Here is an 18,822-nt window from a genome sequence, read left to right as displayed (position 1 = left end):
ATGCGGACCGTCACAAGCGCCGCGTCAGCTCAGCGAACGGTCGATCGCGATGGTCAGGATCATGCCCAGCAGCGCAAAGGCAATGGCATAGACAGCTGCATATTGCGCGATGTCGAGCCGGTTGCCACCGCGCCGCCGCGCCTTAGAGCCGCCGATCAGCGCACCAATCACGAGAAATCCCAGAACAATCATTTCGCGGCCACCCTCAAGCCCGGCACCAGCCCGGCGATCTCTCCGGCCCGTGCACGGACCTCGCCATCCGAGCCGAATCCATAGCGGGCCCAGCCCAGGGCATCCTGACGCACTACCCGGGCTTCGTCGCGGCGGCCAGACAGTTTCAGCGCCTCGGACTTCATCAGCATCAACTGTGCCAGAAGCGCTGCATTCTCGGCCCTTGCGGCGGCGGGGATATTGGCATCGGCCAGATGCAGCACGGCGTCGGTATTGCCCGAAGACAGCGCATAGGCCGCCAGCTGCATTGCCACATGCGCGGCCTGCAACCGGGTCTGGGGCCGTGCGCGATAGATCGCCTCTGCCTGAAGGAACGAGGCAAGCGCCTGTTCCGGCTCGGCCGCGATCGACAGCCGGCCCAGGACATAGAGCGAAAAGGCCAGCCGGCAGTCATTCCAGCCTTGGGCATTGGCCAGCGATACCGCTTGCTTGGCGGCGGCGCGGCGGCGCGAAGCCGGGGTGCGTGCGCCAAGCGCGGTCTCGATGGAGGTGACCCAGAGCCGTGGCGTCTCGGAAGCCACGCCGATACCACCTTGCCCGCCACGCGGGTTCAGCCGTGCCAGCAGCGCCGGCAGACGGGCCGCGACCTCGGGCTTGGACATCCCCGAATGCAGCTCGGGCGCATAGGTGACGCGCAGCATCAGCATGTCGAATCCGGTCAGGACGGTGTGGAAATTGTCGTCGTTGAACACCGAATCCGGCAGTCGGTAGAGATCGTTCACCGGGCCGAGCGCCTGGGCCAGCTCCTCGTGCAGGCAGTCGCGAATCTCCTGCGGCGCCACATCCGAGGGGATGAAGACCGCCATCCGGGTCCGCTCGCGCAATGTCGTCCAGTCCGAGACCGGCGAGCGGCGCGAGGCCTTGTATTCGCTCCAGGAAGAGATCCGCGGGCTGACGAAACAGGCGGCCTGCGGGACCAGCCTCTGCAATTCCCCGCGCGAGACGGTGGCGATGGTGACGCTGGCCTGACCGGACTTGATCCGGTGGATGTTCAGCCCCGCCTCGTTGCGCAGCCGGGCCAGCAACCGCTCGAGGTCGGGCACCAGCGTCGGCGGGGCCTTGCCTTCGACCCGGACGGTGATCGGACCCTCGAACCGGGTCAGCACCGGCAGGGCCCGGCCGGATTCGAGCTGGAAGGTCAGGTCGAGGAAATCGCGGGCGAGTTCGCTGTTCGGCCGGGTCGGGCGACGGTCATGGCCGGCTGCGAACCGCTTCATCGGCGGCAGCGTGTCCCGCAGCGGCCCGGCGGCCCGGCTGGTCACCGCGGCGTCCGGCGTCACCGGGCTGCAGGCGGTCAGTGCCAGCCCGGCCAGAAGGGCAAGACGCGGGGCCAGGCGGCGGAACGGGGTGGGGATCGAAAGGGACAAGGCGAATCTCATGCGGGACGGGTGTACTTGATGAAGGGCGAAAGCCGACCGACCCGGTCATAGAGCCTTCGCGCGGTGGCGTTGAAATCCTGGGTCAGCCAATAGACCGATGGCCGACCGGCGGCGTCCGCGGCGGCATAGACCGCCTCGATCAGCGCCCGGCCAAGGCCGATGCCGCGCTGTTCGGGATCGGCATAGAGATCCTGCAGGTAGGTGACGCCCTCGGGCGTCCAGCAATGCTCGTGAAAGATGTAATGCACCAGTCCGGAGGGGCGGCCATCGACCTCGGCGATCAGCCCGTGCAGCGCCGGGTCGTCGCCGGTCAGCCGGGCGAAGGTTGTGTCATGGATCGAGACGGGCAGGGAGGTGTCGTAGAAGGCCAGGTAATCGGTCCACAACCGACCCCAGTCCCTGCGGTCCCGGGCCTCGATCGGCCTCAGCGTCACACTGCCGGATGCGGCAGTCTCGGTCATGTCAGCCCCCCAACTGGTCAGAACCATGGCTTATCCGTTTCGGCTCTGCTTGGCAAAACCTCCCTGCCGCGCCGGGTGCCGAAAACCGGCCCGTGGCGCCCGATGCCCCGGCAGACTGCCTGTCAGAAAGGCAACTGCGGCAGGACCGGGCGCTGCGACCGTTCCGGGACCGGCGACAACCCGTCGCACCACCGTCGATTGTCGAAATCCGCAAGACCGCCACCGCCGCCAGCGACTCAGATCGACAGCCGCGCCGCGTGGCTGCCGCGCTCGCGATAGGGGGTCGTCTCGTACTGGGCCCGGTAGCATTTCGAGAAATGCGACGGAGAGGCAAAACCGCAGGCCAGCGCCACGTTGATAACGCTCATGTCGGTCTGCATCAGAAGGTTGCGGGCCTTCTGCAGCCGCAGTTCCATGTAATAGCGCTTCGGACTGCGGTTCAGGTAGCGCCGGAACAGCCGCTCCAGCTGCCGCGTCGACATGCCGACTTCGCGCGCCAGGGTGGCCGGAGAGACCGGTTCCTCGATATGGCTTTCCATCTTCTGGATCACCGTCGAGAGCTTCGGATGCCGGACCCCGATCCGGGTCGGCACGCTCAGCCGCTGGGTGTCCTGGTCGGTGCGGATCGTCGAATAGATCAGCTGGTCGGCCACCGCGTTGGCCAGGTCCTCGCCATGGTCGTCGGCGATGATCTTCAGCATCAGGTCGATGCTGGCGGTGCCGCCCGCCGTGGTCATCCGGCCGCCGTCGACGACGAAGACCGACTTGGTCAGCCGCACCTCCTCGAAGGCCTCGGCGAAGCTGTCCTGGTTCTCCCAGTGGATCGTCGCCTTCTTGCCGTCCAGCAGCCCCGCCATCGCCAGCGTATGCGCCGCGGTGCAGAGCCCGCCGATCGCCGCCCCCTTGCGCGCCTCGCGCCGGAGCCAGGAGATCAGCCGCTTCGACGAATTCTGCGCCACGTCGATGCCGCCGCAGACCAGGATCGTGTCCTCGCGGTTGACCTCGGTCAGGTCCATGTCCAGCGCCAGGCTGATCCCGTTCGAGCAGGTCGCGGTCTCGCCACCCTCGCCGGCCAGCACCCAGGAATAGATGGTCCGGCCCGCATTGCGGTTGGCCAGCCGCAGCGACTCGATGGCGCCGGCGAAGCTGAGAAAGGTGAAATCGGGCAGCAGCACGAAAACGAACCGTCGCGTCGCGCGATTGGCGGCCCGTGCTTCGGCATTCTGGCGGCTGGCGGTCTGCACTTCTTTCTCCGATCCGCAGGGGAGCGAAACAGGAAAGCCGCGACCGCGCAAGAGGGCAGAGACGCCATGGACAGGAAAAGCGACGTCGCGTGTCGCGCGCTGCGGTTCCCGGGAATGTTGCCCGACCGCGTTTCCATGGGTTTCCCTGCCCGGCACTCCCGGCTATAAACTCGGCGTTTCAAAGCATTCCGATGGACGGAGCCGACTGATGAGCGAGTGGACAAAGACCGCATGGCGCAACCTCCCGCGGGTGCAGATGCCGGACTATCCGGATTCCGACGCCCTGGCCGCGGTCGAGGCGCAACTGTCGCATTATCCGCCGCTGGTGTTCGCCGGCGAGGCGCGGACCCTGAAACGCGAGCTGGCCAAGGTCTCGAAGGGCGAAGCCTTCCTGCTGCAGGGCGGTGACTGCGCCGAGAGCTTTGCCGAGTTCTCCGCCGACAACATCCGCGATACCTTCAAGGTCATGCTGCAGATGGCGATGGTGCTGACCTTCGGCGCCAAGGTTCCGGTGATCAAGGTCGGCCGGATGGCGGGCCAGTTCGCCAAGCCGCGCTCGGCCCCGACCGAGACGGTCGGCGGCACCGAGCTGCCGTCCTACAAGGGCGACATCATCAACGGCTTCGACTTCACCGCCGAGGCGCGAATCCCCGATCCGGCCCGGATGCTGCAGGCCTATACCCAGTCGGCGGCGACGCTGAACCTGCTGCGCGCCTTCTCCAAGGGCGGCTTTGCCGATGTCCACCGGGTCCATGCCTGGACCCTGGGCTTCACCAATGCCGACAATGCCGAGCGCTACCGCGACATGGCCAACCGGATCCAGGACACGCTGGACTTCATGGCCGCCGCCGGGCTCACCGCCGAGACCGCGCATGACCTCGCCCAGGTCGATTTCTACACCTCGCACGAGGCGCTGCTGCTGGAATACGAAGAGGCGCTCTGCCGGATCGACAGCACCACGGGCCTGCCGCTGGCCGGCACCGGCCACATGCTCTGGATCGGGGACCGGACCCGGCAGCCGGACGGCGCCCATGTGGAATTCCTCAAGGGCGTGCAGAACCCGATCGGGCTCAAATGCGGGCCGACCCTGACCTCGGGCCATCTCAAGGCGCTGATGGCGCGGCTGAACCCGAAGAACGAGCCCGGCCGGCTGACCCTGATCGCCCGCTTCGGCGCCGGTCAGGTCGGCGACAATCTGCCGCGGCTGATCAAGGCGGTGCAGGAGGAAGGCGCCAACGTGGTCTGGACCTGCGATCCGATGCACGGCAACACGATCAAGTCGTCGAGCGGCTACAAGACACGCCCCTTCGATTCGGTGCTGCGCGAGGTGCAGGAGTTCTTCGCGATCCACAAGGCCGAGGGCACGATCCCCGGCGGCGTGCATTTCGAGATGACCGGCAAGGACGTGACCGAATGCACCGGCGGGGTCCGGGCGGTCTCGGACGAGGATCTCTCGTCGCGCTACCACACCGCCTGCGACCCGCGGCTGAACGCCAGCCAGGCGCTGGAACTGGCCTTCCTGGTGGCCGAGGAACTCTCGGCCCGGCGCCAGCCCGCCAGCCTCGCCGCCGCAGGCTGAGCCCGGAAACCACGCTTCGCGGCCACCCGCCGCGAGGCGCCCCGGCCGGCGGCGGCGGTTTCATCTTCGGGTGTCAAATACTCCCGCCGGAGGCTCCTGCCGTCCGCAACCGGTCGATTGCGCCCGAACGAGGCAAGCCCGGCTAGGACTTGGCCAGCGGATGATGCCCGATCACCAGCGCCTTCAGCCGTTCGTCCAGCACATGGGTGTAGATCTCGGTCGTGGTGACGTCGGCATGGCCCAGCAGGGTCTGGATCGAGCGCAGATCGGCGCCGCGCGCCAGCAGATGGGTGGCGAAGGCGTGGCGCAGCACATGCGGTGTCACCTTGGCCGGGCTGATCCCGGCGGCGACGGCGATTTCCTTCAGCAGCCGGTGGAAACCCTGCCTTGTCAGGTGACCCTCCCGGCCGCTGCCCGGGAACAGGAAGCGCGACGGCGCGGCGCCGGTGGCCTTGCGGGCCGCCTCGTCCATGGCATCGCGCTCGTCCAGCCAGGCGGCCAGCGCGGCGCGGGCCGGGGGCGACAGCGGCACCATCCGCTCCTTGCCGCCCTTGCCGCGCACCAGCAGCATCCGCGGATCGCCGCGGGCCGCCGCGACCGGCAGTGTCACCAGTTCCGAAACCCGCATTCCGGTCGCATAGAGCAGTTCCGACAGGCAGGCATTGCGCAGCCGGTCGCGACGGCTGGCGCCCAGGCCGCGCGCCGCTTCCAGCAGCCGGTCCACCTCGTCCTCGCTGAGCGTCTTCGGCAGGCGTACCGCCCGGCCCGGACCCTTCAGCCGCACCGCCGGATTGTCGGTCCGCCAGCCTTCCTCGAAGGCAAAGCGGAACAGCTGCCGGATCGAGGACAGCCGCCGGGCCCGGGTCGATTGCGCCAGCCCCTCGGCATCGCAGGCGGCCAGATAATCCTCGACCTGGGCCTGGCTCGCCGTTTCCAGCGTGCCGCCGCGCCGCTCCAGCCAGCCGCAGAAATCCAGCAGGTCGCGGCCATAGGCCAGCCGCGTGTTCACCGAGGCCGAGTTCTCGGCCGCCTGGGCATCGAGAAAGGTCGAAATCCAGCGCTGCGCAGATCCCGGACCGCCGCTCATCCGCGCCGGTCCAGGATGAGGATCTGCAGCGCGGCGCGGCGCGCCACCGATTCAAAGCCCAGGGCCCGCAGCAATGCCAGACCGTCAGTCAATTCGTCCAGCTCGCCGGTGGCGCCCAGCGTGACCAGGTCCAGCGCCCGCAGGATCGCCTCGCCCAGCCGCTGCTCGTCCAGCAGGGTCCGCACCCGAACCGGAGCGCCGGTCGCGGCAAAGCCGTCGGCAATCGCCACGGCGATCGGATCGGGGGCATCCTCGGCCTTGGGGGCACCTTCGGCCAGGCTGATCAGGAACCGTTCCGTGGCATCGGCCGGCTCCCGCGCCTGTGCCGCGGCCTCGTATTCCGGGGTCATCAGGGCCAGGCGGAACGCCGCCGCACCGGCCGCGCCGGTCAAGCCCAGCTTGCCCAGGCGCTCGCCGTAAATCTTCGCCAAGGCCGGTTCCAGGTCGGCGGCGGCCATCGCATCCCAGGCCGCCAGCACCACGCGCGAGACCTTCTCGGGGTCGGCCTGCTCAGGACCGCCCGGGGTCTCCAGCACCCGGTCAAGCGCCTGCACCGCGGCGGCCCGGGTCCAGACCCCGCCCGAGGCGGCCGGCTTGCGTTCGGCGTAAAGCGCCATGAGCCGCACCGGGTCCAGTGCGCCGGAGCGGGTCAGCCGCTCCGCCGCCTCGATCTGGGCCTTCCAGCCGCTGGTCGAACGCAGGTCGGAATTGGCGAAGGGCCGTGGCAACGGCCCGGTAGGAAGTGCCTCGCCGATCGCTTCGTAGATCCGGAAGGTCAGCGGCGTCATCGGCCCCGGCATGGCGGGCAACTCTTCGCCCTCGTAGAGATCGGGATCGAGAAAGCGCGACAGCAGCGCATCCTCGAAATCCGAGATGAAGCCCAGGGCCCGCGCGGTGCCGAGCGTCAGCGCCGCGGTGTCCCAGTCGCCGTTGCGGGCCTGACAGAAGATCCGCGCCGGATAGGTCGGCGACAGCGACGGCGTCTGCGCCAGCTTCCGGCATTGCTCGTCCTCATTGCCGGTCAGCAGGGCCACGTCGAAGGCGCGGCGGTAGATTTCGGCGCTGTGGGTGGTGCCGACCCGGTCCAGCATCGCCGCCGCGGCATCCAGCGCGCCGAGGTCCAGAAGCTTGTCGATCCGGGCCAGGAACAGCACCCCGCGGCCATCGGCATCGAAGGGGGGATCAAGCTCGGCCAGCAGGATCTGCATCAGCAGGTCCTGCAGCGCCGGCACCATGTCGGCCCGTTCCGAGCGGATCAGCCGCCCCAGGTCGGCGGCCGCCGTCGGCCCCCAGAGCCCGCGCGGCAGGCCGGTGACCGAGACCGGCAACAGCCCCGAGGCATCCGGCGACACCTGGCCCAGCGGCGTCACCGTCACCTCCTCGGTGCCGGCCGAAGTCGCCACTTCGGGTTCATCCGGCAACAGGCCCGGCGGGGTGATCGGGATCGCGGCCACCGGAAAGGGCTGCCGGACCGAATCCGACAGCCAGTCGATGGCCGACATCGGCCCGTCCTGCGCCCGCACGGCGCCCGACCCGAGCAGCGCGGCGGCGATCAGCGCCAACCCGCTCCCGGCAGGCCGAGGCGCCTTGTCGCCTCCTGCTCCCATCCTCAACCGCCGCACCCGCTACTCCCAGTCCTGCACATCAACTCTTCGTCTCTGCTGTCCGTCGTCGCTTGGTCCCGGCGATCCGGAACTCAGCCCGGGACCAGCACCACCGGCACTTCCACCGGCTGCCGCTCGGGCGCCATGTCTCCCAGGAATGCATAGCCTGTCAGCGCCGCAACCCCCAAGACCGAAACCAGGAATAACAGCTTGATGATCCGAAACATGCCTGCCTGCCGCCGTTTTCTGCTTGTTAGTTCATGTCGATGAAGTGCCGGTTCAGCGGGCGACGCAGTGCCGGTGTCTCTGCCCGTTCTCCTGTCGCGACCACGCTCCGGTCCCCAATCTCGGATTCTATATAGCATTTCCGGCAAGATCACGCCATTCAGGCGCGGTACGGAAATTTGCGCGGGTGAGTGCCGGTTGCGCTATCAGTTGAAACGAACCGTCGTGCTTGTGGGCATGATGGGAGCGGGAAAAACCGCCGTAGGAACCGCCCTGGCGCGGACTCTTGCGGTGCCGTTCCTGGACAGCGATGCCGAGATCGTGAAGGCCGCCAACATGACGATCGCCGAGATTTTCGAGCGTGACGGCGAAGCCTTCTTCCGCCGCAAGGAGTCGCAGGTGATCTCGCGGCTGCTGGCCTCGTCGCGCAAGGGCATCCTCTCCACCGGTGGCGGCGCCTATCTGCGGCCCGAGAACCGGGCGGCCATCGCGGCCCGCGGCGTGGCTGTCTGGCTGCGGGCCCCGATCGAGTTGCTGTGGCAGCGCGTCCGGCACAAGGACAGCCGGCCACTGCTGCGCACCGCCGACCCGCGCGCCACCCTGGTCGAGATGGCGGCGGCGCGCGAACCGGCCTATGCCAAGGCCGAACTGGTGGTCGATGCCGATGCCGGCTACTCCATCGACGACATGGCCGAGCGGGTGATCGAAGCCCTGCTGACCCGGCCCGATGTCCTGACAAGGCGAAAGACATGACCGAGACCGTGAGAGTTGAACTGGGCGAACGTGCCTATGACGTGCTGGTGGGGCAGGGGCTGCTGGCCGATGCCGCCCGGCACCTTTCTCCCCTGCTGGCACGGCCCCGGGTCGCGGTGCTGACCGATCGGACCGTCGCCGGGCTGCACCTCGGAACCCTGACCCGGGCGCTGGAGTCGGCGGGGATCGAGGTCACGTCCCATGCGCTGGCGCCGGGCGAGGCGACGAAGGGCTGGGCCGGGCTGACCGAGGCGGTGGAATTCCTTCTGGACTCCAAGGTCGAGCGCCGCGACCTGGTGGTGGCGCTTGGCGGCGGGGTGATCGGGGACCTGGCCGGCTTTGCCGCAGCGGTGCTGCGTCGCGGCGTGCGTTTCGCGCAAATCCCGACGACGCTGCTGGCGCAGGTTGACAGTTCGGTCGGCGGCAAGACCGGGATCAACACCCGGCACGGCAAGAACCTGGTCGGCGCCTTTCATCAGCCCAGCCTGGTGTTGGCCGATATCGAGGTTCTGGGCACCCTGAAGCCGCGTGACTTCCTGGCCGGCTACGGCGAGGTGGCGAAATACGGTCTGCTGGGCGATGCCGGTTTCTTCGAGTGGCTGGAGCGGAACGGCCCGGCGCTGGCCGCCGGAGACGCTGCGCTGCGGGCCGAGGCGGTGCGCCGCTCGGTCGCGATGAAGGCGGCGATCGTGGCACGGGATGAAACCGAAGAGGGCGAGCGGGCACTGCTGAACCTGGGCCATACCTTCGGCCATGCGCTGGAGGCCGCGACCGGCTATTCCGACCGGCTGCTGCATGGCGAAGGTGTTGCGGTGGGCTGCGCGCTGGCCTTCGACCTCTCGGCCCGGCTTGGCCTCTGCGCCCAGGAGACCCCCAGCCGGGTCCGCGCCCATCTGGCCGCGATGGGCATGGCCGCGAACCTGCGCGACATTCCCGGAGAGCTGCCCGACGCCGACGGGCTTCTGGCCCTGATGGCACAGGACAAGAAGGTCCGCGACGGCCGGCTGCGGTTCATCCTGGCCCGCGACATCGGTGACAGCTTCGTCGCGGAAGATGTTGATATGGCGGCAGTTCGTGACTTGCTGGACGAGGCGCTGAAGGGCTGATCCGGGGGGGTCAGTTGTCCGGTTCGATCAACCCCAGCCCGCGCAGATAGACACCGATCCCGGTTTCCAGCAGGTCCTCGGGCGGGAAAGGCGAGCGCGTGCCCGGTGCGCCGCGGGCGAACAGCTCGACCACGCCATGACTCAGCGCCCAGATATGTGCCGCGAACATCGCCGGGGGCGGGCGCTTTTCCGGCGGGATATGCGTGGACAGTTCCCGGGCGGCCTTTTCCATCACCCCGTGCGCCCGGCCCGCGACCATCGCCAGATCCGGGTCGCGGTTCACCGCCACGCCGCTTTCGAACATCGCGACGTAATGGCCCGGAAACTTGCGCGCGAAGGCCAGATAGGCCCGCCCCGTCGCTTCGAAGGCGTGCAGCGCCGAAGGCTGTCCCTTGGCGAAGGCATGTTCCAGCAGGTCGGCGAATATCTCGTAGCCCTGCCGCGCCGCTTCCGCGATCAGATCTTCGCGACCCTGGAAATGCCGATATACCGCCGCCGGCGTCACCCCCGCCGCCCGGGCCGCCTCGGACAGGGTGAAGCCCATCGGCCCGCGTTCCTCGATCAGCTTCAGTGCGGCGTCGACCAGTGCCTGGCGCAGATTTCCGTGATGATACCCGGCCTTAGGCATCCCAGAGTTCCGGCCCCCCGACGATCTTGGGATCCGGGATCGACGCCACATGCGGGTCCTTGCCGGCATAGTCGATCTGGCTCAGCACCGTCTGGATGCAGCCGATCCGCGAACGGTACTTGTCGTCGGCCCGCACCACCGTCCAGGGCGCGGCGTCGGTATGGCTGCGCTGCAGGGTCTCGCCGATCGCCGATGAGTATTCGTCCCAGAGCGACAGCCCCTGCACGTCGATCGTGCTGAGCTTCCACTGCTTGCGCGGGTCGTTCTCGCGCGCCAGGAAGCGGCGCAGCTGCTCGGCCCGGCCGACATTGAGCCAGAGCTTGAAGACCCGGATGCCCTCATCGACCAGAAGCGCCTCGAAATTCGGGAGCTGCCGGAAGAAGGCCTCGCGCTGTTCCGGGGTGCAGAAGCCGAACACATGTTCGACCACGCCGCGATTGTACCACGAGCGGTCGTACATCACGATCTCGCCGGCCGTTGGCAGATGCTCGACATAGCGCTGGAAATACCATTGCCCGCGTTCGGTCTCGGTCGGGGTGGTCAGCGCCACGACTCGCGCCTGGCGAGGATTAAGATTGCTCCGGAAGGCATTGATTGCACCGCCTTTTCCGGCCGCATCCCTGCCTTCGAAAATGACCACCACCCGCTTTCCGGTGGCCTTCACATCGCCCTGAAATTTCGCAAGTTCAAGCTGTAACTTCTTGTATTCCTTCTGGTATTCCTTTTTCTTCATCCAGCGGTCATAGGGGTAGTTCTCGCGCAGGATGTCCCTGTCATCACCGTTCTTGATCGCCTCGCGCACCGCGTCTGGCGCCTCCTCGGCATAGAATTTGCTGATCGCGCCATCGAAGGGCAGGGGCATTGGGTCTCTCCCGCAGGTTTTCCCTATATATATGGGCCTTGGCGCCGGCTAACGCAATCCGGCGTGGTGGGCGGCGGCATGCACCGGCCACCCGTTGACGGCGGCGAACCGGCCCGGCGGCGGATCGCGCTTCGACGTCGTCGCCTTGCGCGAAGGGGCATGCCCGGCCAAGGCCCGACAGAGGACGGAGGCTAGAGCGTGCCGATCTCGTTCATGTCATAGGGCGTGGACTGGTAGATCTCGTTGATCCAGTTGCCGTAGAGCAGATGCGCATGGCTGCGCCAGCGGTTGCTCGGCGGCTTCGTGGGATCGTCGTCGGGATAGTAGTTCGTCGGCACGTTGATCGGCGTGCCGCTGGCCACGTCGCGATCGTATTCCTCCTTCAGGGTGCCCGAATCGTATTCCAGATGGTTGACGATATAGAGCGCCCGGTGATCCGGGTCGTCGATCAGCCCGGGGCCCGAGATCTCGGAGGTCAGAAGGGTCTGCAGCCCGGCGCGGTCGATGTCTTCCTGGCGCAACTCGGTCCAGCGGCTGACCGGCATCACGAAATCATCCGCGAATCCTCGCAGATAGGGAGAGGCCGGGGCCAGGTTGCGATGCCGGAAACAGCCGAATTTCTTCGCCGTCAGCATGTGCTTGGGAATCCGGTGGAAATGCCAGGCCATCGCCATCCCGCCCCAGCAGACGCCAAAGGTCGAATGCACGTTGGTCTGGGTCCAGTCCATGACCTCGCGGAGCTCGTCCCAATAGGTCACCTCCTCGAAGGGCAGATGCTCGATCGGGGCGCCGGTGATGATCAGCCCGTCGAACTTCTCGCCCTTCACCGCCTGGAACGGCCGGTAGAACTCGGCCATATGCTCGGCGGCGGTGGTCTTGGTCTGATGCTCGGACATCCGGATCAGCTGGAAATCGATCTGCAGCGGCGTGGCGCCGATCAGCCGGGCAAACTGGCTTTCGGTCTGGATCTTCTTCGGCATCAGGTTCAGCAGACCGATCCGCAGCGGACGGATGTCCTGCCGCGCGGCGCGGATGTCGGACATGACCGAGACGCCTTCGCGGGTCAGAACCTCATAGGCGGGCAGGGTTTCGGGCAGGGTGATGGGCATGGGATGGGTCCGGAAGTCGGGGAAGGCGAAGATAGGATGTGCGGGCAGGGGGCTCAACCCCGCATTCGGGCGTCCAGCGCATCGGCGATCATCGCCTCGAAATCCGCCGGATCCCGGACCGAGGCGGTGGCCTCGGCGCTGACCTTGAGCCCCCAGCGGCGGGCCATCTCGGCATAGCGCGGCCGGCGCCGCTTCAGCGCCTTGGCGAAGGTTGCGCGGGTGAAGTCATCTGGATCAACTTCATCTTCTAACACATTGTTTTCACGCATATAGTCCTGCCATGACTCGGTCAGGAACCCGGGTGAGTAATACATCGGCTTGGGCTGTTTCCGGGCCCGGCGGATCAGCTCTTCGGTGTGTTCCTCGGTGCCTTCGATCCAGACCAGCAACAGATGCTGCGACAGAAGCTCCAGCACCGGATCGGCATCGTCCCAGGGGTCCACGACCTCGCAGATCGAACCGGAACTGTCGCAGATGAAGCTGTCGTAGCCATAGAGCGTGCGGGCCCGGTCGATGAAGCGCACCGTGTCGCGCAGCGAGGCGATCTCGGCCTCGGCATGCAGGGCCTGGCGGCGCATGTATTCGGCAAAGGGCAGGCCGCCCTTGGCCGGATCGCCGGGCTTGCCCAGGTAGGTCGAGAGCGGTGCCAGGTTGTCGAAGGTGATGTTCGACGAGATGTAGACGGAATCGGTCCGCAACAGATTGGCCAGAAACGGATTCTTCATCGCCTCGGCCTTGAAGTTGTCGGCGATGTGCTCGCCCATGTAGCGGGTCCCGATGCGGTAGTCGATCGAGTAGTGGAACCAGTCGCCGGCCTCGCGCAGGATCGATGACAGCCGGGTCTTGCCAAGCCCCGACATGCCGAACAGAAGCACATGCTTCTGCCTGGAGTTGCGCCAGTCGTCTGCGGTTTGGTGGATCATCCTCGGCCTCCGGTCCCGGCGCTGTTTAGCGACATTTCGCCGTTCCGGCGAGAGGGAATTGACCGGGGCACGGGCCGGGTAGCAGAATGGCAAAAGAAACGGTGCAGCCGGGCAGCCGCACCGCTCTTTGCCCGGCGCAGGGCCTTGATTGGGGATGAGGACCCCCGCGCCGTTGTTGGCGTTGGCATCGGCGGCGACCTATACGCAACCGATGCCAACAGTCCGGTTTCCCGGGTAGGGCCGAGGGGGATTCTGCAAATACCAGGCCCCCTCGACCCAATGTCCCTAGGCAAGAATGCCACCACTCACGGAACACGATCAGGATGCGATATGGGGGTCATTTCCGGAAGTCAGGGATTCCATACCGCCCGATCAATTTCGCCGCGAAGCGGCCCTAGGGGTCGGGTTTTTCCAGCCCGGTTTCCGGATCGATCACGAAGATCTGGTTCAGGAACGAGGCCTTGGCAACGGCATGGGCAGTGGTTTCCACCGACAGGGCGTCGCGCGCCAGTCTCAGGTGTTTCTCGACCATGGCGGTCGAAATTTCCATAAGCATTGCAATGTCTTGCGTGGTCTTTCCGTCGGCCACCCATTCCAGCGCCTCGCGCTGCCGCTCGGTCAGCGGGCGGCGCTGGACCGGGTAGGGAAGCTGGGTCAGCTTCAGGTGCATCAGATTGGCAACCGCCAGAACCTGGTCCCCGTGCCGGTCCCAGATCGCATCGACCTGATCCTGGTCGAGACCGGCCCGCGCCGTCAGGCCCATGGCGCCCTTCGAACGCGCCGAGGTGGGCGCGAAACCGATGGAATATCCGGCCCGAACGCCGAGTTTCCAGTTCTCGTCCATGGCGCGGAGTTCGGACTCGGTGAGATTGCCGGCCGCGCGCTGTTCATGCGCCCAACGCCAGGAACAGGCGCCGACATTCTCGCTGACCCACCGGAACATCGGGGTCCGGGAAAAGAAGCCGCTCTCGAAATAGGCTTTGACATGCGCTGCGTCGTGATTGGTCAGGAACAGCGCGTCGGCCGGGTCGCCGATGGCATTGGCATGTCGGAACCGGGTGAAGCCGTAATTGATCTGGTCAAAGCCGAACTGTCGCAGCGCATCGACGCCCAGGGCCCAGGCGTCCTCGATCTTCGTGCAGTTGGCGATCTTGGTCACCGTCTCGATCGCCGCCTGCGGCGTCGCGGTGACAACTCCCTCGGGATAGTTCGACACGACAGCCGAACTGTCGGAGGACTCCGGTTTGGCGTTCACTGGCACTTTCAATTCCCTCATCCTGCAAGACTGTTTAAACCCGGCCGGGGCCACTTGTCGATGACCATGCGTCAAGCAGAATGGCGGTTTGCGGTACTTCAAAGGTTACATAATCATCATTATGCGTTTTGCCTTGCAGCCCGGTACCATCACGCCCAAGGCGCAAACTCTGTATCGAAACAGAACCTTGCACAGAGGATCATGACCGGGACGCCACGTCCCCGTCCGTCACCACATCCCTGAGCTGGGTGTCGATCCTGCGGATGTGGCTGTCGAGCCATTGGTCGATCCTGTCGGTGAGTTCCAGGGCGCGCTGGCGGTCGAAGCCCTGGCTGCGAAAGAGCGCCTCCTCTTCGGCGATCATCCGGGTGAAGGCGCCATGCTCTTTCCGGTTCCGGCCCGCCACCGGACAGAGATGCGCCAGCATGCATTTCTCCTCGATCCCGAAATGCACCTCGGCATAGGTCTTGAGGAAGTCGAGCGACAGGTCGTAAGTCTTTTCGCCGGCGTCATTTTCCAGCACATCGCGCAGCTCCTCGGAGAACGCGAACAAGGCGCGATGCTGGTCGTCAACCACCGGCACGCCGGTGGCATGTTCCTCGGTCCATTTCATCGCGTCCCCCCGGGGCGTCGATCGGTTCCACAGAACTCGCGTTGCCCGGAAGAGTGTCAAGACCGGCGGGGAAGATCAACAACCGTCCCGGGGCCGGAGCGATAGGCGACCGCCCTGCCCCGTGTCGTTGCAGTTTGTATTCCTATTTATGACATAATATCAGATATATACGGGGCATTCTTAACCCAGTGCGTAGCCGACTCCGCGCACCGTCCGCAGCGGGTCCTCGCCACCCTTGGCACAGAGCGCCTTGCGCAGCCGGCCGACATGAACGTCGACGGTACGGGTATCGACATAGATGTCGCGGCCCCAGACCCGGTCGAGCAGCTGATCCCGGCCCCAGACCCGGCCCGGACGCTCCATGAAGGTGGCCAGCAACCGGAATTCGGTCGGGCCCAGCTTCAGAACGGCCCCTTCACGGGTGACCCGGTGGGTCTCGCTGTCCAGGACGATGTCGGCCCATTCCAGCCGCTCGCCCACGGTGGCGGGGCGCGAACGGCGCAGCTGGCCCTTTACCCGGGCCATCAGCTCGACCAAGCTGTAGGGCTTCACCACATAGTCGTCGGCTCCGGTCTCCAGCCCCCGCACCCGGTCCACCTCTTCGGCGCGGGCCGAGATCATGATCACCGGTACCGCCCGGGTTTCCGAGCGCAGCTTCAGCCGCCGGCAAATCTCGATTCCCGAGACGCCGGGCAGCATCCAGTCGAGCAGGATCAGATCGGGCGGCGATTCCTCGACCAGCATCAGCGCCTCGTCTCCGGTCAGCGCCCGATCCACGTCGAAGCCTTCGGCTTCCAGGTTATAGGCCAGAACCTCGGCCTGCGCCGGTTCGTCCTCGACCACCAGCACACGGGGTTTTGCCAGTGCCATCAGTCACCCTGCCCCTCTGCCGCGCCATAGATGGCATTGTCCTTCGGCCTGGGATCGCCGGGCCGCTCTCCGGTGACAAGATAGATCACCTCTTCCGCGATCGAGGTCACATGGTCGCCCATCCGCTCGATGTTCTTGGCGATGAAATGCAGATGCATGCAGGCGGTGATGTTGCGCGGGTCTTCCATCATGTGGGTCAGCAACTCGCGGAACAGGGCGTTGTAGATCTGGTCCACCTCGAGATCGTGGTCGCGGACCTTGGTGGCCAGCGCCACGTCGCGCCGCATGTAGCTGTCGAGCGCGTCCTTCAGCATCAGCTCGACCTCGCGGGCCATCCGCCGCAGCGACTTGGCCGAGGCACCGACCGGCTGCATCTCGACCAGAACCGAGGTCCGCTTGCCGAGGTTCTTGGCGTAGTCCCCGACCCGTTCCAGATTGGCCGAGATCTTCATCACCGTCAGCACGGTACGCAGGTCCGAGGACATCGGCTGGCGCAGGGCGATCACCCGGGCCGCCTCTTCGTTGATCTGTTCCTCCAGGTCGTCGATCTTGGCGTCGTCGGCGCGGACCTTGGCGGCCATGTCCTCGTCGCGGTTGGCGAGCGCCTCGGAGGAATTGGTGATCGCCTCCTCGACCAGGCCGCCCATCTTCATGATCATCGCCTGGATGGCTTCCAGGTCGCGGTCGAAGGCCGATGCGATATGCTGCTCGTTCATGGTCACTCTCCCTAGCCGATCCGGCCGGTGATGTAGCTTTCGGTACGTGGGTCTTGCGGATTGGTGAAGATCTCCCCGGTCTCGCCGAATTCGACAAGGCTGCCGAGGTGGAAGAAGGCGGTCTTCTGGCTGACCCTCGCGGCCTGCTGCATTGAATGGGTGACGATCACCACCGAGTAGTCGCGGCGCAGCTCGTCGATCAGTTCCTCGACCTGGGCCGTGGCGATCGGGTCGAGCGCCGAGCAGGGTTCGTCCATCAGCAGAACCTCGGGTTCGGTGGCCACCGCCCGGGCGATGCAGAGACGCTGCTGCTGGCCGCCGGAAAGGCCGGTGCCGGGCTGGTCGAGCCGGTCCTTGGCCTCGGACCAGAGCGCGGCGCGGCGCAGGGATTTCTCGACGATGTCATCCAGCTCCGCCTTGCTGCGGGCCAGACCGTGAATGCGCGGCCCGTAGGCGACATTGTCGTAGATCGACTTGGGGAACGGGTTCGGCTTCTGGAACACCATGCCGACCCGGGCGCGCAGCTGCACCGGATCGACGCGCTTGTCGTAGATATCCTCGCCGTCGAGCAGGATCGTGCCCTCGACCCGGCAGATCGGGATCGTGTCGTTCATCCGGTTCAGGCAGCGCAGGAAGGTCGATTTCCCGCAGCCCGAGGGGCCGATGAAGGCGGTGACGGTCTTGTCGAGAATATCGACATCCACATCCCTGATCGCGTGGGTTTCACCGTAGTAGACCTGCACATTGCGGGCCGAGATCTTGGTTTCGGTCATGTCCATGTCCACGGTTCTTTCTTCGATCCGGTTGTCTTTCATCATGCGTCCTTCCTACCAGCGCCGCTCGAACCGCCGCCGCAGGACGATCGCGACGATGTTCATGGTCAGCAGGAATGCCAGCAGCACGATGATCGCCCCCGAGGCGCGCTCGACAAAGGCCGGGTCGGCCCTCTGGGTCCAGTTGTAGACCTGCACCGGCAGCGCCGCCGCGGGGTCCATGAATCCTTCGGGCGGTGCCGAGGGAAAATCGCGCACGAAGGCCACCATGCCGATCAGCAGCAGCGGTGCGGTTTCGCCCAGGGCCTGCGCCAGGCCGATGATGGTGCCGGTCAGGATGCCGGGCATCGCCAGCGGCAGGACGTGGTGAAACACCGTCTGCATCTTCGAGGCGCCGACACCGAGGGCCGCCGAGCGGATCGAGGGCGGCACCGACTTCAAGCTGGCGCGGGTGGCGATGATGATCGTCGGCAGGGTCATCAGGGTCAGCACCAGCGCCCCGACGACCGGCGCCGATTGCGGCAGCCCCATGAAGTTGATGAACAGGGCCAGACCAAGGATGCCGAAGACGATCGAAGGCACCGCCGCCAGATTGGCGATATTCACCTCGATCAGGTCGGTCCAGCGGTTCTGCGGCGCGAATTCCTCGAGATAGATCGAAGCGGCGACGCCGATCGGCAGGGCCAGCACCAGGACCAGGATCATCATGTAGGCCGAGCCGAGGATGGCAATGCCGAGGCCGGCCGCCTCGGGCCGCAGTTCGGACGCATCCGGACCGAAGAGGAAGCCCCAGTTGAACCCGACCGACATCAGCCCCTTGGCGCGCATCCGGTCGGCCAGTTCCAGCTGGGCCGGGGTGACGTTGGAATCCCGCTCGGCGCTCTCCATCGAGACCCGGCCCTTGAAATAGCCGTCCACCCGGCCTGTGGCATAGGTCTTGAAGCGGATCGTCTGGCCGATCAGCGAAGGATCGGCCAGCACCATGTTGCGCAGCTGGGCCGGAGCCTCCTTGGACAGAAGCCCGGCGATCTCCTTTTCGGACATGCCCTCGGTCGGGATGCCCCGCGACTCCAGGTCGGCAATCAGCGCCGTCTTCAGGAGCTTGCCGTAGCCGATGGTCGACACCCTCTTCATCGCATCGACATCGCCGGTACCGCTCGGGTCGAGGGTGTCGGCGGCCAGGGTTATGTCCATGATGACGAAGGTCTGGCGAAAGGCGCCCAGACCGTTCGACAGGACCGAGGTGACCAGCAGCACCAACGCCAGAACTGCGACGCCGATGGCGGCAATGCCGTAGCTGCGGAACCGTGCCTCGGCGCGGTTGCGGCGGCGGGTTCCGGCATCGACTTCCAACAACGATTTCGACGCGCGATGCCCGGTCTGCGGGCCGGTGGTCTGGGGCAT

General features: G+C 66.3%; 20 protein-coding genes. 3 read left to right on the top strand and 17 right to left on the bottom strand.

From position 1 onward, the window contains the following. Positions 1–24: 24 nt before the first annotated feature. The 4 genes from NUW50_RS19050 to NUW50_RS19035 all read right to left on the bottom strand — a co-directional run bounded on the left by NUW50_RS19050 (position 25) and on the right by NUW50_RS19035 (position 3,315). Positions 25–192 (bottom strand): apolipoprotein acyltransferase, encoded by a 168-nt coding sequence (locus tag NUW50_RS19050; protein ID WP_258290762.1) that lies wholly within the window; start codon positions 190–192, stop codon positions 25–27. After that, the gene (locus NUW50_RS19045) at positions 189–1,598 is read right to left on the bottom strand and encodes a DUF2927 domain-containing protein (RefSeq protein WP_258290761.1); all 1,410 of its coding nucleotides are present in this window, start codon (positions 1,596–1,598) and stop codon (positions 189–191) included. The genes NUW50_RS19050 and NUW50_RS19045 overlap by 4 nt, the downstream gene beginning before the upstream one ends. Positions 1,599–1,606: 8 nt before the next feature. Beyond that, entirely contained in the window at positions 1,607–2,071 is a 465-nt protein-coding gene (locus NUW50_RS19040; protein WP_258290760.1) for a GNAT family N-acetyltransferase, read from the bottom strand. 236 nt (positions 2,072–2,307) lie between these two features. After that, positions 2,308–3,315, bottom strand: a complete 1,008-nt coding sequence (locus tag NUW50_RS19035; protein ID WP_258290759.1) for a GlxA family transcriptional regulator — start codon at positions 3,313–3,315, stop codon at positions 2,308–2,310. Between the two features lie 208 nt (positions 3,316–3,523). Here NUW50_RS19035 and NUW50_RS19030 point away from each other — a divergent pair, with 208 nt between their 5' ends. Further along, positions 3,524–4,894, top strand: a complete 1,371-nt coding sequence (locus NUW50_RS19030; protein WP_258290758.1) for a class II 3-deoxy-7-phosphoheptulonate synthase — start codon at positions 3,524–3,526, stop codon at positions 4,892–4,894. Between the two features lie 142 nt (positions 4,895–5,036). On the opposite strand, the gene NUW50_RS19025 is transcribed toward NUW50_RS19030, so the two are convergent. The 3 genes from NUW50_RS19025 to NUW50_RS19015 form a co-directional block, all read right to left on the bottom strand. Continuing rightward, a complete protein-coding gene (locus NUW50_RS19025; RefSeq protein ID WP_258290757.1) occupies positions 5,037–5,981 on the bottom strand; it encodes a site-specific tyrosine recombinase XerD in 945 nt (314 codons plus the stop codon). Then, on the bottom strand, positions 5,978–7,543 hold the full coding sequence (locus NUW50_RS19020) for a hypothetical protein (RefSeq protein ID WP_258290756.1): 1,566 nt from the start codon (positions 7,541–7,543) through the stop codon (positions 5,978–5,980). Before NUW50_RS19020 ends, NUW50_RS19025 begins: the two co-directional genes overlap by 4 nt. Positions 7,544–7,677: 134 nt before the next feature. Beyond that, positions 7,678–7,812: a hypothetical protein gene (locus NUW50_RS19015; RefSeq protein ID WP_258290755.1), complete on the bottom strand. Its 135-nt coding sequence runs from the start codon at positions 7,810–7,812 to the stop codon at positions 7,678–7,680. Between the two features lie 175 nt (positions 7,813–7,987). On the opposite strand from NUW50_RS19015, the gene NUW50_RS19010 reads away from it, so the two are divergent. Further along, the gene (locus tag NUW50_RS19010; RefSeq protein ID WP_443135124.1) at positions 7,988–8,563 is read left to right on the top strand and encodes a shikimate kinase; all 576 of its coding nucleotides are present in this window, start codon (positions 7,988–7,990) and stop codon (positions 8,561–8,563) included. Beyond that, the gene (gene aroB / locus NUW50_RS19005) at positions 8,560–9,669 is read left to right on the top strand and encodes a 3-dehydroquinate synthase (RefSeq protein ID WP_258290753.1); all 1,110 of its coding nucleotides are present in this window, start codon (positions 8,560–8,562) and stop codon (positions 9,667–9,669) included. The genes NUW50_RS19010 and aroB overlap by 4 nt, the downstream gene beginning before the upstream one ends. Positions 9,670–9,679: 10 nt before the next feature. On the opposite strand, the gene NUW50_RS19000 is transcribed toward aroB, so the two are convergent. The 10 genes from NUW50_RS19000 to pstA all read right to left on the bottom strand — a co-directional run bounded on the left by NUW50_RS19000 (position 9,680) and on the right by pstA (position 18,822). Further along, the gene (locus NUW50_RS19000) at positions 9,680–10,297 is read right to left on the bottom strand and encodes a TetR/AcrR family transcriptional regulator (protein ID WP_258290752.1); all 618 of its coding nucleotides are present in this window, start codon (positions 10,295–10,297) and stop codon (positions 9,680–9,682) included. Beyond that, positions 10,290–11,159: a polyphosphate kinase 2 gene (gene ppk2, locus NUW50_RS18995; RefSeq protein ID WP_258290751.1), complete on the bottom strand. Its 870-nt coding sequence runs from the start codon at positions 11,157–11,159 to the stop codon at positions 10,290–10,292. Before ppk2 ends, NUW50_RS19000 begins: the two co-directional genes overlap by 8 nt. A gap of 191 nt (positions 11,160–11,350) precedes the next feature. After that, positions 11,351–12,268, bottom strand: a complete 918-nt coding sequence (locus NUW50_RS18990; protein WP_258290750.1) for a homoserine O-succinyltransferase — start codon at positions 12,266–12,268, stop codon at positions 11,351–11,353. A gap of 53 nt (positions 12,269–12,321) precedes the next feature. Beyond that, positions 12,322–13,191 (bottom strand): ATPase, encoded by an 870-nt coding sequence (locus NUW50_RS18985; protein WP_258290749.1) that lies wholly within the window; start codon positions 13,189–13,191, stop codon positions 12,322–12,324. Positions 13,192–13,585: 394 nt separating this feature from the next. Next, entirely contained in the window at positions 13,586–14,446 is an 861-nt protein-coding gene (locus tag NUW50_RS18980; protein WP_258290748.1) for a helix-turn-helix transcriptional regulator, read from the bottom strand. A gap of 199 nt (positions 14,447–14,645) precedes the next feature. Continuing rightward, on the bottom strand, positions 14,646–15,059 hold the full coding sequence (locus tag NUW50_RS18975; RefSeq protein ID WP_258290747.1) for a bacteriohemerythrin: 414 nt from the start codon (positions 15,057–15,059) through the stop codon (positions 14,646–14,648). 180 nt (positions 15,060–15,239) lie between these two features. Continuing rightward, complete coding sequence (gene phoB / locus NUW50_RS18970; protein ID WP_258290746.1) at positions 15,240–15,929, bottom strand: phosphate regulon transcriptional regulator PhoB; 690 nt, start codon at positions 15,927–15,929, stop codon at positions 15,240–15,242. Next, complete coding sequence (gene phoU / locus NUW50_RS18965; RefSeq protein ID WP_258290745.1) at positions 15,929–16,645, bottom strand: phosphate signaling complex protein PhoU; 717 nt, start codon at positions 16,643–16,645, stop codon at positions 15,929–15,931. Before phoU ends, phoB begins: the two co-directional genes overlap by 1 nt. Positions 16,646–16,656: 11 nt before the next feature. After that, positions 16,657–17,460 carry a phosphate ABC transporter ATP-binding protein PstB gene (pstB, locus tag NUW50_RS18960; protein WP_275982253.1) on the bottom strand — a complete coding sequence of 268 codons (804 nt, stop codon included), beginning with the start codon at positions 17,458–17,460 and terminating at the stop codon, positions 16,657–16,659. 12 nt (positions 17,461–17,472) lie between these two features. After that, positions 17,473–18,822, bottom strand: coding sequence for a phosphate ABC transporter permease PstA (gene pstA, locus NUW50_RS18955; protein ID WP_258290849.1), 1,350 nt, complete (start codon positions 18,820–18,822; stop codon positions 17,473–17,475).

Source organism: Frigidibacter sp. ROC022, from assembly GCF_024723735.1.
Taxonomy (GTDB): Bacteria; Pseudomonadota; Alphaproteobacteria; order Rhodobacterales; family Rhodobacteraceae; genus SLM-1.
Note: the sequence above shows the minus strand (reverse complement) of the source record. Positions and strands in the feature narration are given on the sequence as shown.